Source organism: Butyrivibrio sp. XPD2006 (assembly GCF_000420865.1).
Taxonomy (GTDB): Bacteria; Bacillota; Clostridia; order Lachnospirales; family Lachnospiraceae; genus Butyrivibrio.
Window position 1 is genome coordinate 1 of the sequence record NZ_ATVT01000001.1, and the last position, 16625, is coordinate 16625.

General features: G+C 39.8%; 24 protein-coding genes. All 24 read left to right on the top strand.

What is annotated here, in order from left to right:
- Nucleotides 1-363: 363 nt before the first annotated feature.
- The 24 genes from G590_RS0100010 (at nt 364) to G590_RS0100120 (ending at nt 16605) form a co-directional block, all read left to right on the top strand.
- Nucleotides 364-975: a histidine phosphatase family protein gene (locus tag G590_RS0100010; protein WP_022763608.1), complete on the top strand. Its 612-nt coding sequence runs from the start codon at nt 364-366 to the stop codon at nt 973-975.
- A 35-nt stretch (nt 976-1010) separates the two neighbouring features.
- Nucleotides 1011-1610 (top strand): DUF1349 domain-containing protein, encoded by a 600-nt coding sequence (locus G590_RS0100015; protein ID WP_022763609.1) that lies wholly within the window; start codon nt 1011-1013, stop codon nt 1608-1610.
- Nucleotides 1611-1777: 167 nt separating this feature from the next.
- Nucleotides 1778-2506, top strand: a complete 729-nt coding sequence (locus G590_RS0100020) for a 4Fe-4S binding protein (RefSeq protein WP_022763610.1) — start codon at nt 1778-1780, stop codon at nt 2504-2506.
- Nucleotides 2507-2521: 15 nt separating this feature from the next.
- Nucleotides 2522-3073 (top strand): PadR family transcriptional regulator, encoded by a 552-nt coding sequence (locus G590_RS0100025; protein ID WP_022763611.1) that lies wholly within the window; start codon nt 2522-2524, stop codon nt 3071-3073.
- 96 nt (nt 3074-3169) lie between these two features.
- A complete protein-coding gene (locus tag G590_RS0100030) occupies nt 3170-3649 on the top strand; it encodes a MarR family winged helix-turn-helix transcriptional regulator (RefSeq protein WP_022763612.1) in 480 nt (159 codons plus the stop codon).
- Nucleotides 3646-4179, top strand: a complete 534-nt coding sequence (locus G590_RS0100035) for a flavodoxin domain-containing protein (RefSeq protein ID WP_022763613.1) — start codon at nt 3646-3648, stop codon at nt 4177-4179. The genes G590_RS0100030 and G590_RS0100035 overlap by 4 nt, the downstream gene beginning before the upstream one ends.
- Complete coding sequence (locus tag G590_RS0100040) at nt 4176-4433, top strand: hypothetical protein (protein ID WP_155828701.1); 258 nt, start codon at nt 4176-4178, stop codon at nt 4431-4433. Before G590_RS0100035 ends, G590_RS0100040 begins: the two co-directional genes overlap by 4 nt.
- Nucleotides 4434-4585: 152 nt before the next feature.
- The gene (locus G590_RS0100045) at nt 4586-5524 is read left to right on the top strand and encodes a hypothetical protein (protein ID WP_022763615.1); all 939 of its coding nucleotides are present in this window, start codon (nt 4586-4588) and stop codon (nt 5522-5524) included.
- Between the two features lie 150 nt (nt 5525-5674).
- On the top strand, nt 5675-6307 hold the full coding sequence (locus tag G590_RS17755; RefSeq protein WP_242829750.1) for a hypothetical protein: 633 nt from the start codon (nt 5675-5677) through the stop codon (nt 6305-6307).
- 102 nt (nt 6308-6409) lie between these two features.
- Complete coding sequence (locus G590_RS0100055; RefSeq protein WP_022763617.1) at nt 6410-7003, top strand: helix-turn-helix domain-containing protein; 594 nt, start codon at nt 6410-6412, stop codon at nt 7001-7003.
- Nucleotides 7004-7075: 72 nt separating this feature from the next.
- Nucleotides 7076-7474, top strand: coding sequence for a hypothetical protein (locus G590_RS0100060; RefSeq protein WP_022763618.1), 399 nt, complete (start codon nt 7076-7078; stop codon nt 7472-7474).
- Nucleotides 7475-7478: 4 nt separating this feature from the next.
- A complete protein-coding gene (locus tag G590_RS0100065; RefSeq protein WP_022763619.1) occupies nt 7479-8357 on the top strand; it encodes a GNAT family N-acetyltransferase in 879 nt (292 codons plus the stop codon).
- 100 nt (nt 8358-8457) lie between these two features.
- Entirely contained in the window at nt 8458-9774 is a 1317-nt protein-coding gene (locus G590_RS17760; RefSeq protein ID WP_022763620.1) for an erythromycin esterase family protein, read from the top strand.
- Nucleotides 9771-10394 (top strand): DUF998 domain-containing protein, encoded by a 624-nt coding sequence (locus G590_RS20195; RefSeq protein WP_022763621.1) that lies wholly within the window; start codon nt 9771-9773, stop codon nt 10392-10394. The genes G590_RS17760 and G590_RS20195 overlap by 4 nt, the downstream gene beginning before the upstream one ends.
- Before the next feature lie 142 nt (nt 10395-10536).
- The gene (locus tag G590_RS21225; RefSeq protein ID WP_155828702.1) at nt 10537-10695 is read left to right on the top strand and encodes a hypothetical protein; all 159 of its coding nucleotides are present in this window, start codon (nt 10537-10539) and stop codon (nt 10693-10695) included.
- A 37-nt stretch (nt 10696-10732) separates the two neighbouring features.
- Entirely contained in the window at nt 10733-11068 is a 336-nt protein-coding gene (locus G590_RS0100080) for a DUF3795 domain-containing protein (RefSeq protein ID WP_022763622.1), read from the top strand.
- 62 nt (nt 11069-11130) lie between these two features.
- The gene (locus G590_RS0100085) at nt 11131-11880 is read left to right on the top strand and encodes a LytR/AlgR family response regulator transcription factor (protein WP_022763623.1); all 750 of its coding nucleotides are present in this window, start codon (nt 11131-11133) and stop codon (nt 11878-11880) included.
- A 13-nt stretch (nt 11881-11893) separates the two neighbouring features.
- Nucleotides 11894-12100: a hypothetical protein gene (locus G590_RS0100090; RefSeq protein ID WP_022763624.1), complete on the top strand. Its 207-nt coding sequence runs from the start codon at nt 11894-11896 to the stop codon at nt 12098-12100.
- A 23-nt stretch (nt 12101-12123) separates the two neighbouring features.
- Entirely contained in the window at nt 12124-12675 is a 552-nt protein-coding gene (locus tag G590_RS0100095) for a GNAT family N-acetyltransferase (protein ID WP_022763625.1), read from the top strand.
- Nucleotides 12662-13636, top strand: coding sequence for a phosphotransferase family protein (locus G590_RS0100100; RefSeq protein ID WP_022763626.1), 975 nt, complete (start codon nt 12662-12664; stop codon nt 13634-13636). Before G590_RS0100095 ends, G590_RS0100100 begins: the two co-directional genes overlap by 14 nt.
- Before the next feature lie 176 nt (nt 13637-13812).
- Nucleotides 13813-14301 (top strand): isochorismatase family cysteine hydrolase, encoded by a 489-nt coding sequence (locus G590_RS0100105; protein ID WP_022763627.1) that lies wholly within the window; start codon nt 13813-13815, stop codon nt 14299-14301.
- A 29-nt stretch (nt 14302-14330) separates the two neighbouring features.
- A complete protein-coding gene (locus tag G590_RS20200) occupies nt 14331-15215 on the top strand; it encodes a CPBP family intramembrane glutamic endopeptidase (RefSeq protein ID WP_022763628.1) in 885 nt (294 codons plus the stop codon).
- On the top strand, nt 15212-15679 hold the full coding sequence (locus G590_RS20205) for a GNAT family N-acetyltransferase (protein WP_022763629.1): 468 nt from the start codon (nt 15212-15214) through the stop codon (nt 15677-15679). Before G590_RS20200 ends, G590_RS20205 begins: the two co-directional genes overlap by 4 nt.
- 50 nt (nt 15680-15729) lie before the next feature.
- Nucleotides 15730-16605, top strand: coding sequence for an alpha/beta hydrolase (locus G590_RS0100120; RefSeq protein WP_022763630.1), 876 nt, complete (start codon nt 15730-15732; stop codon nt 16603-16605).
- Nucleotides 16606-16625: the final 20 nt, after the last annotated feature.

A 16625-nucleotide genomic window follows, 5' to 3' on the forward strand; every position in this document is an offset into this window, starting at 1 on the left:
TTCTGTAATCTCAACAGGTGTACTCTCACATGCAAATGTTGTAATAGGTGTTACGCTTATCATCATTGCTGACATCATTATTGCTACCATTGTTTTCTTTAAAGTCTTCATAATCTTTACCTCTCTCTTTTCTCAATCTATTTTGGGTTGTTATGTGTCTTATTTGTGTTGGTTTGTTTTATGTTGAGTTAATATTATCATGGCGACTATCACAAAATTGTCACACAAAAAACAAAATACATTTCAATTATGATTAACATGGCATTTGTATCGATAAAGAAATGATTTTTGATACACTTTTGGTTTATGTATAATAGGGATTGAAAGAATATATTTCAGTAGAATCGACTAAGGAGATATTAGATGAAACACATTATCACTGTTCAACATACACAGTCAATTCATCATACGAATGGAATGGTAGGTTCGTGGACAGATTGGGATTTAACAGAACTTGGGAAAAAACAGGCAGATCACATTGGAAAGAAATTGAGCAATGAACTTGCCGGTAAAAAGGTGGTTTTGTATTCTTCGGATCTAAAGCGTGCTATACAGACAGCTGAAGAAATAGCTAAATATCTGGGTATAGAACCGATTTTTAAGCAGGAGCTAAGAGAAAGAAATCTTGGAAAATGTTGCGGTAAGTCGGTTCAGTGGCTTCGTGAAAATATTGAGTGTCCAGAGAATACTGTTGATGACAGACTGTTTTCTGATGGGGAAAGTCGGAGAGATGCATGGAATCGTCTGAAATCTTTTTACGATGAAGTTATTAACAGTAAAGAAGAGAACATCATTATCGTGTCTCATGGTGATCTTTTGAGTATTTGGAATGCAATGTATATAGGACTTCCGGTTGAATCATTTTATGAAGTTGATATCCATGGTCCTGCTGGAGGGGTATCACATATGATTATTGGTGATGATGGAAAACATCGAGTAAGGCATATTAATGATATGTCATATATTACAGGATAGTAATGATGCAAATGTATGTTTTAGGAGGGGAAAAAATGAATTTTGAAAGTTTTAAGTGGATAAGAAAACCTACGGAATTCGCAATTGGGCCAGATCGTATAGAAATAATCACAGAGCCTCATACAGATCTGTGGCAAAGAACATATTATCATTTTCGAAATGATAATGCGCCGGTATTTCAGATGGAGACAGAGGAAAAATTCTTTTCTTTTATTGTAAAAACGAACTTCTCAGATAGCCATCATAGATTCGATCAGTGCGGAATAGTCATGTATTTGGACAGTGAGAACTGGTTGAAAGGATCTATTGAATATGAAAATGAGACGTTCCAGCATCTGGGCTCGGTGGTAACCAATCATGGTTACTCAGACTGGGCAACGACAGAAATCCCGGCCGATGTAAAGACTATGTGGTATCGCCTTAGTCGTAGAGAGGATGATTATTGTATTGAATGTTCTAAAGACGGTAAGACTTTCAGCCAGATGAGAGTATGTCATATGTGGGAGGGCGCAGGGAAGATCAGTTTCGGAATTTATGCCTGTAGTCCGGAAGACTCGAGCTTTAAAGCAGTCTTTACCGATATGAATATTACCGAATGTGCGTGGAAGCCACATGATGGTCAACAACCGGATTAACTCTAATTATATAGAAATGACATAGCAATTTAATCAGTGTAAAACAGACCCTAATAAGTGAAAACAGGGTCTGTTTTTCTTTGTTGACATAAGATATTAGTGAGTATAATATATCAAATAGATATATCAATATGATATATTGGCATTTACAAAAGGAGATTACAGTTATGCGACAAAGAATAAGAAAAACAACCCTACTGATATCATTACTTCTTTTCCCAATTACAATGTGGTATTTCTCGCCATACCTGATCATAAATGCAGCTATGGAACATGTCATAAACGGCAGTTTTATAGTGTTTGCAGCGATGCTTGTCTTTTCAATGTTCTTCGGAAGAGTCTGGTGTGGATACCTTTGCCCGGCGGGAGGACTTCAGGAATGTGCTCTCAGGATAAATAACAATCCTGCAAAGCAGGGGAAACGTGATAAAATCAAATATGTGATATGGATCATCTGGATATGCGCAGTGATCGCTACATTTGTGATGGGCAAGAATGACGTGCGCATAAATCCTTTTTACATGACCGACCATGGCATATCAATTGCAAGCATATATAATTATGTGATCTACTATGGTGTCATATTTTTACTGCTGATACCGGCACTTATCCATGGCAGAAGAGCAGCATGCCATTATATTTGCTGGATGGCACCGTTTATGGTAATCGGAAGCAGTATCGGAAGGCTTTTGCATCTACCGCAGCTTCATATTGAAGCAGACAAAGACAAATGCATTTCCTGCGGAAAGTGCAGCAGAGTCTGTCCTATGGGACTTGATGTAAAAGAGCTTGTTAAAGACTGCAGAAACGCTAAACATACTGAGTGTATCCAGTGCGGCGCATGCGTCGATGAATGCCCGAAATCAGTCCTAAAATATAAGTTTACTTGGAAGTGATCAGGAGAAAGAGATATGGCAAAGGACAGGAAAATTGATCTTGTAATCTTAGGTCTTTTATCCCATGAGGATCTGACCGGATATGATATAAAAAAGAGGCTGGACGGAGCGATAGGTTTTTTCTGGAAAGGGAGTTTTGGAAATATTTACCCTGCGCTGAGTTCAATGGAAGAAGAGAGCCTAATCTACAAAAAGAAGAACTCCAAGAATGGTGGACGTGAGAGGATTCCTTATCATATAACCAGACAGGGAACCAAGGCTTTAAGAACATGGCTTGAGGAATCACAGGCTTCCAATGAGCTGAAATATGAAACTCTGCTTAAGTTGTATTTTGGAGGAGCAGCGGACAGGAGCGTCACGATCAGGAACATTGAAATCTTTGAGGAAGACGTTAAGCGAAATCTGGCAGTGCTAAATATGTACAAAGAAAACCTGGAAAAAGTACTTGATGAAGAAGACCATGTTTTCTATTATCTGACCGTAACATTTGGAATTGACACCTATGAGGCGTACCTTAAGTGGTGCACCAAGGCAAAAAAGCTGTTAAAAAAGGCTTCAGTAAAATGAAGCTTTTTTTATGTGCAAAAATAGTTGACAAAAAATATGTAACATATTACATTGTTTATATAGGTAATATATTACATATTATACGAGGGGCTTTTTATGAATTACGATGAAGTGATGAATATTGAGAAAGTGAAGTTCGGGGATATGCCTCCACAGCCTTTTTTACTGGGACTTCTAAGTGCATTTGACAATAGGTATCAGGCAGCTGCTGATGCGTATTTCAAGGAAATCACCTGGAAGCAGTTCTTTGCCATAATCTGTATTAACTTATGTAAGGAACCGCCTACGCTCAATGAGCTTTCAGACGTAATGGGCAGTTCACATCAGAATGTTAAACAGATTCTGTTAAAGCTTGAGAAAAAAGGCTTTGTCTCAGCTACACCTGATGAAAAAGACAAGCGAAAGCAGCGCATATTCGTCACTGATAAATGCAGGGCATTTTTGGAACAGAATGACAATAACGGTCAGCAGAGCCGGTATGTGATAGGCCGTATCTTTGAAGGTATCGATGAAAAGAGCCTGCAGACCACCATACAGACAATAATGAAAATGGAAAGGAATTTGAGTGAATTATGAAAACGCTGATAATCTACACCTCACAGACAGGATTTACAAAGAGATATGCGGAATGGCTTGCAGACAGAACAGGCGGAGATCTGCTGGATTTAAAAGCTGCTCAGAAGAAGAGCGCCGATTACTTTAAAGGCTACGATGCAATCTGCTATGGTGGATGGCTTATGGCAGGGAATGTTGTTAAAGCGAAGTGGTTTTTCGAGAAGGCTTCTGACTGGAAGAACAAGCGTCTTGCTATGTTCTGTGTAGGTGGCAGCCCTAATGACAATCCGGATGTAGATACATTCCTTCAGAATGTGTTATCGGAAGAGCAGAAGAGTTATATAAAAGTGTTCTATTGCCAGGGCGGTTTTAACTACGAAAAGATGAAGGCTCCTTCAAGACTTGCAATGAAGATGTTTGTATCGACTCTTAAGAATAAAAAAGATGCTACCGAGAAGGAAAGGGGAATGGCAGAGAAGATGTCTTCATCCTATGATATATCTGACATAAAATACATTGAGCCAATCGTAGCTCATTTAAAAGGTGCGTGAATAACGTACCTTTTTTGCAGAGCATGGACAGAAGGCCTTCGTTAGATGAACTTACGGAGTATTATGCAAATGCGATGTCAATGTGGGCAACACAAGTATTCTGCAGAGTTGCCGGTAAGAATAAATTCACAAAAAAAGATATTGATGGAATGAAAAAGACAGCGGCTCTTATGGCTGCCGATCGCAATCCATATTCATGGAACATGGACTATCTTCCGTATGAGGATAACAGCGGATATAAAAAGAAATTATAATAGTGGAAAATTTGGAAAGGACAGAATCAGTGTGATACCTGTCCTTTTCTTTAGTTTTAATAGTATTAAATTATTCATAAGGTGTTCACTCATCTCATGAAGAAATGTGGTACTGTGGATGAGAGAATGTTTAATTGAGGAGTAATAAGCATATGAAAAAGGCAGTAGTTACCGCCCTGATGTTAGCTCTTGCAGTAAGCGCATCAGGATGTGGTGAAAAGAAAGATGATAACGTTACGATAATAGGTGGTGCAGATGGACCGACTTCAATTTATCTTGCACCTTCTTCCGTTAGCGAAGGGTTCAGATATGCGGATCCGATTGATGGCGATGAGTATTATGCGGTGATTGACAGGATACTTGGAGAATGCGGGTTAGAAGGTCAGGAATGGGGGACTGTAATTGACCTTAAAGGAGAAACAGATGCTGTTGTTTCCCTGGCACTGGAACCGACAGGAAGATATAAGGCACTGGGTATCATCAGTAAAGAAGCAGGCTGCTATGGAATAATCCTGAATGATACCATAGACGGAACGCAGGATAACGTTAATTATGCATATGAGGCTTGGGCTTATACAGCAAAGGCAGAGGATAAACCGGAGTTTAAGTGGGAAGGTGACAGACTCTACTTTACTTATCCGGTCCAGTCAGATAATGGTATTGAGACCAGGACAGTTCCCATTGACTGCGGATATGATACCGGGCATATGGAATTTAACATGGAAAGAAAAGACATGGCTTCTGTGAATCAGGAAGACGTGCTTTCAGGGACATGGCAGACAGCTTCCATAGGATATGAGATGGATGGGGAAATGCAACCGGAATACTATGTGCAGTTTGAGGGCCTTCAGATAAACTACGGACATATGAAAGATGCTGACTTTATTGTGGACCATACAGACGAAATTTCTTACTTAGAGGAAACTTCACCCGGGAAATATATTGTGCAGGCTGAAACATCAGCCGGAATCCAATATACATTAAAGACTGCTGAAAGTGATAATGATGTACTGGAATACTATGAGACATGGAATGAAGAAGAGTATGGCGATGCCTACAGAGGAGGCTCATCTTTGAGCAGGTGCAATTAACTTACAGCAATAGAAGTTGATATATGAAACAGAGGAGATGCTCAGTGGAACACTTCTCAGATAGAGCAGAAATATAAGATATGGATGGCCTGGTATAATCAGGATTCCTCTAAACTCGCTGCAGGTCCGTCTTATGAAGGCCAATGCGCCATGTGGCAGTACTCTAATATGGGAACAGTTGCCGGCATTGGCCAATCAGTGGATGTAGATGTGGCCTACTTTGGATACAGCGGCACAGAAACAGCCAAGGACACAACAGAAAGAGAAACAGTATCAGCCGATGTGGAAGCCTTGATGAACTTCAACGCTGTAGATGAAACAGTCACCGCCAAGAACAGCACAAATTTAAGGGATAAGCCCGGCCAGGGCTCCGACAGCACGGTCAAGGTAACACTGCAGAACGGTCAGACAGCCCAGAGGACCGGAATCAGTGACAGCGGATGGTCCCGAGTTATATATGAAGGCAATACATATTATGCTGTTTCCAGCTATCTTACCACGGATCTGAGCGCCCCTAAGCAAGAGATCACACAACAGCCGGAGGATACTTCAGGTTTCAAGACCAAGTTCATGGACTGTAATGAAACCGTTACCGCTAAAGAAGTTGTTAATCTCAGGAATAAACCCAGTGTGACAGATGAGGATTCTATAGTAATCGCAACGCTGTACGCCGGAGATACTGCGGTAATGACCGGGATCAATGCAGAGTTTGGATGGGCCAGAGTTGAATACAATGGTCAGACTCTTTACTGTGTGAGCAGCTACCTTAAGTATGTGGAGTAGGATAAAAATGGCCTTTAGATAAATGAAAGCATAGACTCTACTCTACGTAGGTACAATATTCTTTTATCCCATATTACAATCTGTGCATGGAGGTAAGAAAAAATGAATCAATATGTTACAGGCACAGTAATTAAGCAGCTTAGGGAAAAGAATAAGATGACACAGCTTCAGCTGGCGGAAAAGCTTGGAGTTAGTGATAAGACAGTATCAAAGTGGGAAACAGCCAAAGGCTATCCGGACATTACACTTTTAGAACCGATAGCTGAGGCATTCAGAATTTCGGTAACCGAACTTATATCAGGAAATACCATTCATAACGAAAACATATCTGCAAATATGCTGAGATCAAAGTTTTATGTTTGTCCGGTCTGCGGAAACGTCATACATAGCATGGGAGAAGCGGCTATCCATTGTCATGGTATACAGCTTATACCACTTGAGGCAGAACCTGCAGACGAACACCACATGGCAGTTATTGAGCGCATTGAGGATGAGTATTATGTGCGGATAGATCACAGCATGACGAAGGAACATTACATTTCGTTCGTGGCTGCGGTTTCATCCGATGATATTCAAATAGTAAAGCTCTATCCGGAAGGCAGTGCAGAAGCTCGGTTTAAAATCCGTGGAGTCAGACGAATTCTCTTTTACTGTAATCGTGACGGCTTATTCATGGTTGATCCTTTAAATATTTGATAAATCAGTGTAAAACAGCTCCTTTTCAGTGTATGAGAGGGGGCTGTTTTTTATAAGTGGTAAAAATATGTCATGAGAAAACAAAAATATGAGATAAAGCGATATGTTTTAACAACTGTTACAGTGTTGATTGTTTCGACGCTGCTTTGCGCATGTGCACAAGGAGCGGCTTTTAATGGAAATATGACCCGAGATAAAGATCATTTTGATATGACCTTTGAAATTCTTAATACGTCTTATTCTCATGAACTGGAGATGAAAGAGGGGGAGGCTCTTGAAGTGACGGTTGATGTTGAATCCGGGGATTTGTCTTTGCTTATCCAAAAGGATGATGATAAGCCAATCTATCAGGGAAATAGGATTGAGTCTGCGAAGTTTCAGGTTGGCATTGAGGCAGAAGGAACATATACACTTACAGTTATAGGAAAAAGGGCACGAGGTCATGTTATAGTAAATAGAGTTGGAGGTTGAACTGATGAAGAATGAAATTAAGAATTTTCACATAGAAAAGAATTACAGAAACAATGATGCTCTTAGAGCATCATTCAACAGACTGGCTGAAAAGACTTTTGGGCTTAATTTCGAGAACTGGTACCAGAACGGATTTTGGCAGGACAACTACATCCCATATTCTGTGGTGATAGATGGAGAGGTTGTATCAAATGTTTCAGTAAACGCCTGTAATATGAATTATAAGGGTAAAATTGTAAAGCTGATACAGCTTGGAACAATCATGACGGACAATGACCACAGAGGAAAAGGGTATGCCGGAGCTTTGATGGAAGAGGTTATAAAAGACTATGACGGAAAAGTTGATGGAATTTACCTTTTCGCCAATGATTCTGTACTTGAGTTTTATCCGAAATTTGGATTTAAAGAAGCAAAAGAATATCAGTATTCAAAAGAAGTGACCATATCCGGTAAATGCAAAGCCCAAAATATTCCGCTGACGGATAAGACTGATTTTGACAGGGTGGCTAAGATACTCGATACAAATAATCAGAACGCACAGTTGTATATGGTAGGAAATCCCGGACTATATATGTTCTATCTGTCACAGTTTATGACGGAAAACCTGTTCTACATTGAGGAGTGTAGTAGTTATGCTGTAGCTGAAGTGGAGGATGATACACTTATCCTACATGCCATCGTTGGGGATGGGGCAGTAGATGAGGTGATCAGGGCATTTGGATCTCAGGTAAAGAAAGTTGTCCTTTGCTTTACTCCGAAGGACACCGGTGGTTTTGAAAAAACTGAGCTTCATGAGGAAGACACCACCTTCTTCGTACGAGGAAAGTTCTTTGAAGATAATCGTGACGAAGAATACATGATGCAAGCAATAACGCATGCATGATTCGCGCAAAAAAGTAAGTGTAAAACAGACCTTTATCAGTGTAATTGATAAGGTCTGTTTTTCTATGTGATAGTGTGTCTTTGAAATGGAGGATATAGAGATGGAAAAGAAAAATAAGAAACCGATCAGATTGATCATTGTTACTGTCATATTACTGTTGATGGTTACCTGTAGCTTGGTCTATGCCTACTTTGGTGGTTTTAGTACAGGAAAAAGCGCGGATATAGGTGAATTTGCAAAGTATGCAGAAACAATCACAGGGGATGAACTTCCCGAAATAGATGTTCCCGAAAGCACACGTATTGTTGCGCTTGGCGAAGCAACCCATGGTAACAGGGAGTTTCAGGAACTAAAGAAACTTGTATTCCAGGATATGGTAGAAAACAAAGGAATAAGAGCATTTGTTCTGGAAGCAGACACCGGTGGCTGTGAAGCCATAAACCGTTACATCCACGGAGGGGAGGGAACTTTGGAAGAAGCAACCGAAACTCTTGGATTTCAGATTTACAGAACAGATGAGATGGCAAATCTCATATCCTGGATGAGATCTTACAATGAGACGGCTGTAGAAGGACAGGATATACGATTCTATGGATTCGACATGCAGGATAAAGAATATGAGTTTAAATATGTCATTGAAGCGCTGACAGAATTCGGAATCAGTACCACTGGGCTTGATCAGCTAATGGATGGCGTAGATTATTCAGATGAGTTTAGCAGGGAAGACAGAGAAAAAATACTCTCAGAGGTACGAGATATTTTATTAGAAAATCACGATCAGGCAGCAGCTCATTATGCAGATGTGCTGATACAAAACAGCAAGCTCTTTGACGAATATGAAAATAATCCCAATGGCTCATTTGGCCTTCGTGATACCTTTATGGCAGAGAATGTTATGTGGATTCTGGCGCAGGAAGAACAGCTTGGTAATAAGATGATCTTCATATGTGGACATAACGGTCATATGGAACAATTTGGAACGTACCGTGGCGGAAATGATAAGGTTATGGGAAACATTCTAGCGGATAAGGTTGGTAGTGACGCGTACTTTAGTATAGGAACAGATTATTATAAAACAACCTGCAATTTGCCCAAAAATGAGAAGCAGCGAACAACCTTCACTGCTTATTCGCATGATCCCTTGGCAAAGGCGGCATATAAGAGTGGCAACGACATATGTATGCTTGATTTTTCAAAAGTTCCGGATGATTCAAGTATAGCAGCACAAATAAACGGTTATATTTTCATGGGAAGTCTGGGAGATCAGTCCATAGGAGGAATTAACCGAATTGTTATGAGAGCAATTCCATATACTTACAGAGAATGGAAAAATCCTCATGAAGCTTATGACGCCATGATATTTGTTTCCAAGGCGCATCCTACTAAGACAAGACCCAGAACAGGAGATACACTATGAAATTAACAAAACTTGGTATATGTGGAATAATCAGCCTGCTTTCATATACCGCGATGGTTGTGTTTTCGCCTCTTGCTTATCCGGGATATGACTGGCTTAGCATGGCGGTAAGTGATCTAAGTGCTGTCGGAGCTCCATCTGCGGAGCTTGCCGGGCAGCTGAATGCCTTGTATGGACCATGCGGATTGGTTTCTATCATGGCCGTCTGCGTGGCATCCCGGAATCTTAAGACTAAGCTCTTGAGATTTGGAATATATTTCTTTGCTGCTATGGAATGGATTTCGGATGTTGGTTATAAGCTTTTTCCATGGGTGGCAGATGCTGACAGTAGTCACCCTCAGAATGTGATGCACCTTATAGTAACTGCTCTTGTGGTGATATTTTCTCTGGCAGCGCTGATACTATCAATAATCGGAGCAAAGAAAGAGGGGATGAAATCTCTTTTTATCTGGTCATGCGTATGTCTTGCAGCAATGCTTCTAGGACCTATCGGAACAGGAATTATGCCAAAAGCAGTATTCGGGTTATTTGAGAGATTCAGCACCTTTTCGGCAGTAACATTTAACGCAGTGTTGGGAACATTCTTGTTGCTTGGAAAATTCGGTAAGAGATTTGACTGATCTGCTAAATAAAATAAAGTAAGTGTAAAACAGACCTTTATCAGTGTAACTGATAGGGGCTGTTTTTGGTTGTGATAGATTAGGGTGTGAAAGGGGATGGCATCAAGTAAAGCTTTGGTATGGTTATTGAAAGGAGTCAAAAATGAAAAGAAAACATGAAATTATATGTAATAGCGAAAGAGAAATGGACAGACGGGCAGATTCCTTGATAGAACAGGGATACATAGTTGAGAGATATTCTGGTGTGCTGCCTGTTCATCCGGTTTGTATCCCCACATATAAAGTAATATATTGGGTGTAAATTTGTGTAAAACATATTTAGGAAAAGGAGATTGGCCATGACGGATTATATCGCATTCTGCGGACTTGATTGTGAACAGTGTGAAGCTCGTATAGCAACAGTTAATGATGACAACGAGCTTAGAGAAAAGGTTGCTAAAGAATGGTCTGAGCTGAATGGAGTAGAGATAACCCCCGATATGATAAATTGCGTAGGCTGCAGACTTACAGGAGTGAAGACGCCTTTTTGCCAGTCTTTGTGTCAGATCAGGCAATGCGCATTGGGCAGGAAGGTTGTTACTTGCGGAGACTGCAATGAAATGACAGCATGTTCAAAACTTTCTGACATAATCAGTAACAATCCTGATGCCAAACGCAGACTTGAGGGTAAATAAAGCTCAGGACTTTGATATAATGTGTTGTAGTTAAAGATAATCATGCTATGACAGGGGGATTTATGGAAAACAAGGACTATATTGAGAATTCTGAATTACGTATAGCTATATGTGATGATGACAAGTCTGACCGGGAAAAGGTAAATGTTCTTCTTCAGGACTATTTGAAGAAAAACTCTATAAAAGCCCAGGTCAGGATATTTGATCACCCGGATACACTTATAGAAGAGTGCGAGCATTATAGACCCCATATTTACATTCTGGATATTGTTATGCCAATGGTTACAGGAATACAGGCTGCCAGAGAACTCAGATGGAATCAGCCGGATGCCCAGATTATTTTTGCAACTTCTGAGAGCTCATATGCGCTGGAGTCTTTTGATGTAAATCCTATAAATTATATTTTGAAGCCCATTGAAAAAGAAAAGTTCTTTTCAACTCTTGATCTGGCTATTTCTCGCGTGGATATTGGGAGTGATAAAAGCGTTTGCATAAAGGTCAAAGGTGGTCTGCAGACATTGCATCTTAGTGACATTCTTTATATAGAATATCGCAATCATGTGGTTTCATATCACATGGATAATGGCGAAATCATATCAACACCAACCTTAAGGATAGGATTTGCAGAATATCTTTCAGAGAATCATTCCGGCAAAGATTTTGTAAGATGCCATGAATCAATAGCTGTGAACATAGCAGCAATTGATAAATTGACTAAGATAGATATTACGCTTCGAGGTGGGGAGCAAATACCTGTTACAAAGAGCAGATATTCTGAAGTTATGGATAGTTATATGGACTATAGGTTCTAAGGAGTTGTAAATAATGGATAAAAACACAAACAATTATGATATTCCCAAGAGAGATGGAAGTGTATGGCCGGAGGATATCTGTCCTGCATACACACCAAGAGAGGATGCAATTCCAAGCTTGAAAGGCTGCTGGTACTGTAAATATGCAGATTTTCATCTGAAGGAAGAAAGAGCTCTTGAGGTGGGAATCTGTAAATGGCCAAATAAAATAATTGATTAGTATGAATGATCCGGGAGGCTACTATGAAAATAGAAACAGAGAGATTGATCCTCAGAGAATTCACAGTAGATGACTTTGATGCCTTATATGAAATATTATCCGATCCTGAGACTATGCAGCATTATCCGGCCCCGTTTGACAGAGAGAAAACTATGGGGTGGATAACCTGGAATCTTGATAATTATAAAACTTATGGGTTCGGATTATGGGCAGTCACACTTAAAAATACAGGGGAATTCATAGGCGATTGTGGCATTACTATCCAGAATATTGACGGAGAATTACTACCTGAAATAGGCTATCACATTAACAAGAAATTCTGGAGACAGGGATTTGCAAAAGAAGCTGCTCGCGCATGCAGAGACTGGGCATTTGAGAATACAGATTATGATAAGATTTACTCTTATATGAAGTATACCAATATCGGCTCCTACTCAACAGCTATGGCCAATGGCATGAAAAAAGTGAAAGAATACCCTGATCCCAAGAATGAAATATCTTACGCGTATGCAATTTCGCGTACGGAGTGGGAAAAAGAGAAAGGGCAGGAGAGGAGTCAGGATGATAAAGAGTAAAACGAAATATGAAGCGACACTTGAAGAAATAAGGGAACTTTTCTCTTTTCATAAAATTGGGAATGTGAAAAGCATTGCACCACTTGGCAATGGAGAGTTCAATTCTGCATATAAGGTAATGCTTGATGATGGAAAGAGCTTTGCCCTCAAGATAGCACCTCCGGAAGGCGCGACGGTTCTTTCATATGAGAAAAACATGATGGAATCAGAAGTGTTCTGGTATAGGATGATGCATGAGAACACAGATATTCTTTGCCCGGAAGTGTATGTATCTGATTTTTCAAAAGATATTGTGAAGAGTAATTGCTTTATCATGCAGATGATGGAAGGAGAACCCTTGTGGGCAGTAAACTTCTCGGATAATGAATATGAAAACGTTCAGAAGCAGAAAATAGAAATGCTTACCAAGATACACTGGATCAAAAATGACAGGTTTGGCTACATACAATCCGGACTTCACGATACATGGTATGATGCGCTAAAGTCCATGGCGGGTAATCTTGTTAAGGATTGTAAGGCTCTTGGATACGAGACCCCTGATGGGGAGAAGTTCATTTCATATATTGATAAACATACAGGGCTCCTTCAGAGTGTACCTTGCAGAATGGTGAATTTTGATCTGTGGGACAGTAATGTCCTTTATCATGATGGCAAGATCTGTTGGATTGATCCTGAGCGAGGCTTTTGGGGCGATCCGGTAGCTGATTTTATTACTCTGGGTGCAGGACAAAAAGCACCACTTTCAGCCAAACAGAAAGAGCTGGATATTTACAACGAGACTGCGACAGAAAGGATAGTTCTTTCTAAAGAGACTGAAGTTAGATATGCATTAGCGGTTTGTTACCTGGCCCTTATTGAAGAAGTAGAAAAATATGTAAGATATGAGCCGGACGAGCCAAACTATATAAGAAATACCAATGATGCAAGAGAAATGTATGATATGGCTTTTGATATACTTTAACTATGGATCGGGTATGAGTATGAGAGACGATGAACGCTGCAGGTTGTGACCTGCAGTGTTTTTTGTTACTCAAAAATCAGTGTAAAACTTATGCAAATCAGTGAAACAGACAGTTTAACGCTTCCGGACTGTTATGCTGTAAACATAACAAAACTCGAGAATAAAGGAGATAAAATATGGAGAACAAGGCATTGGTTGTTATAGACCTTCAGAACGACATCACGAAGAACTACAAACTGATCATAGAGCGTGTAAATACAGCTATTGACTGGGCATCAGAAAATGACATGCGCGTAATCTATATAAAACATTTTAATCTGTCTGAGAAAACAAGAACCTTTAAACCCGGCAGCAAGGGAGCTGAGCTGGTCCCGGAATTAAATGTAGTATCAGAGAATATTTTTGAAAAATCAAAAGCAAGTGCACTCACCTGTGAGACGTTTTCGAACTTTATTGAAAATAATGAAATAAAAGAGTTCTATATCGCTGGAGCTGATGCAACGGGGTGTGTGAAATCTACAAGCTATAACCTTGCAAAATGCGGATACAAAGTGCATGTAATATCTGATTGTGTGACAAGCTATGATCTGAGAAAGCTGCCTGAGATGTACGATTACTATGCTCAAAAGGGCTGTGATGTGTTGACATTTGCAGAATGCAGATAGAGTACTCGTAATGATGGGAGGAAAAAGAGATGAAGATTGAAACGATAGGAATTGTCGTTACCTATATGGTAATGCTCATAATAAATTTTGCTTTGAGTAAACTGTTTGATTTTCTCCCCAATAAGGGAATAAACATTCCTTTTGCTATATATGGAACTGTAATGGAAATAGGAATCTTGCTGCCGGCAATCATTTACACTAAGTTGAAGGGGGAAAGCCTTATTGATAGCTTTGGCTTTCGCAAGATCAGACCCAGAACAGTCTTTCTGACTGTGGGACTGACACTTTTAAGCTTGCCGCCATTTTGGTGTGCCAATGTCCTGTCGCAGATATTTGTTCCAAATACAGCGGTAGAATCTGCATCTGAAATGACGTCAGGATCACTGCTTGGTTCTTTCTTTGTTGTGGTAATAGCAGCATCAATCTGTGAGGAGATAGCTCTAAGGGGATTTTGTTTTAACAGATTAAAAAAAGTCACATATCTTTTGACGGCAACATGTATTTCAGCTCTCATGTTTGGGATAATTCATCTGAATATCAATCAGATGTGTTATGCAATCGTCCTCGGAATCATTTTTGCTTTGGCAAATCATGCAAGTGGCAGCATCTGGACATCCGTTATTATGCACAGTATCATCAACAGCTTGGGATTCATAATATTGCTGCTAGGAGAAATGGCAGCAAATTCGGCGGGACTGGATCTTGCTGAGGCAACCGAAATGGAGAGGGTTCAGGATAATTCAATGCTTATTACAGGCCTTGTTTTACTGGCAATTTCAATTATTTTCCTGCCCCTTATCAAAAGAGTTCTTAGAAAAATCGCAGTTAGTGAGAACAATCCGGAAGCTATGACAAATCTAGGGTTGTGCAAAGAAACCAATAAATTAGAATTTGATGGTGGTATAGCAAAATGATTAGACTTATGGAGAACATTGACTTAGCACAATGTGGCATGATTTATGCAAAAGCTTTCCCCATGGAACATTGGGGAATAGATTGGACTGCAGAAAATGCAACAGAATATCTTCGCGATTTTTTTGAACAGAAAAGATTTGTTGGATATGTTTATGAAGAAAATGATGAAGTGCTAGGTTGTATATTTGCGCTTTGTAAAATTTCCGGAAGCAAAGAAGAAATTTACATTAATGAGATGGCGGTACTTCCCGAACGACAAGGGCATGGAATAGGTAAACAACTATTAAATGCGGTCAAAAATTACAGTAAAGAAAAAGGACTTGCAGGCATTGTTCTTTATACAAGCGAGTATGCACCAGCGGCTAAGTTTTACGAAAAGAACGGATTTAAGTTATCAAATGGAACAGTATGTATGTATTGCGAATGCAATCACGATAGGGAAACTGATAATGATCTGCCGTGACCGATGTGGCTCCGGAAAGATATGGTTTGAAATACAAAAGGAGTGCAATCATGCATTATAAGATTTTTGGAAGTAAAATTGTAGATATTGTGATAGAAATGGGCCTTGGGGCATGCATAGCTGAATGGGAAACGCTTGCAAGAGAGCTAGGAGAGGACCACGGTGTGCTTGTTTATGAAAGAGCCGGGATCAATCACAGTGGCAAGAGTGATAAAGAAAGAACGCCAACGAATATTGCTAAAGAATTAATGAATCTCCTGGATGAAATTCCGCATGATGAAAAGTTAGTGATAATAGGACATTCACAGGGTGGACTATATGCCAGCGAATTTTGTGGCATCTATCCGGAGATAGTAAAGGGCCTTATTCTTTTGGATCCATTATCTACAGAGGATAATAGATTTAAGAAGGAATTAACTGCTAAGGAGTTTAAAAGATCCGGAGTAGATAAGAGTAAAAACTTTAAGGTTTTAGAGACACTTACAAGGCTTGGGATGAAAGGCTTTGTAAAGAGAGTAATGTGTCAAGCACCGCCATTTTATTACGCTGACTTTTCCGAGAAGCAAAAAGAGGATATCCTGAATTCGCTTGTAAATACCACGCACCTACGCACATGCAGGGAAGAGTATAGGTTAGCTCACGATGATGCAGCGCTAAAAAATATGGTATCAAAGGAGAATTATCCGGATATTCCAATCATTCTTGTGACTCATTCATCTGAGGAAGCAATCAAGGAAAATATGGAATTTGGTAGAAATATCCGTCCTTTTGCTACCAGGATCGAACAACTGTGGCAGGAAATCATGAAAGAGTATTTGGGTTATTCGAAAAGAGCAATATGGATCCAGGCTAAGAAAAGCACTCATTATATGCACTTAACGGAACCGGAAATAATTATGGAGAGCGTTAAAAATATTTGCTCTTAAAATTTGTTCTTAAATTGCTT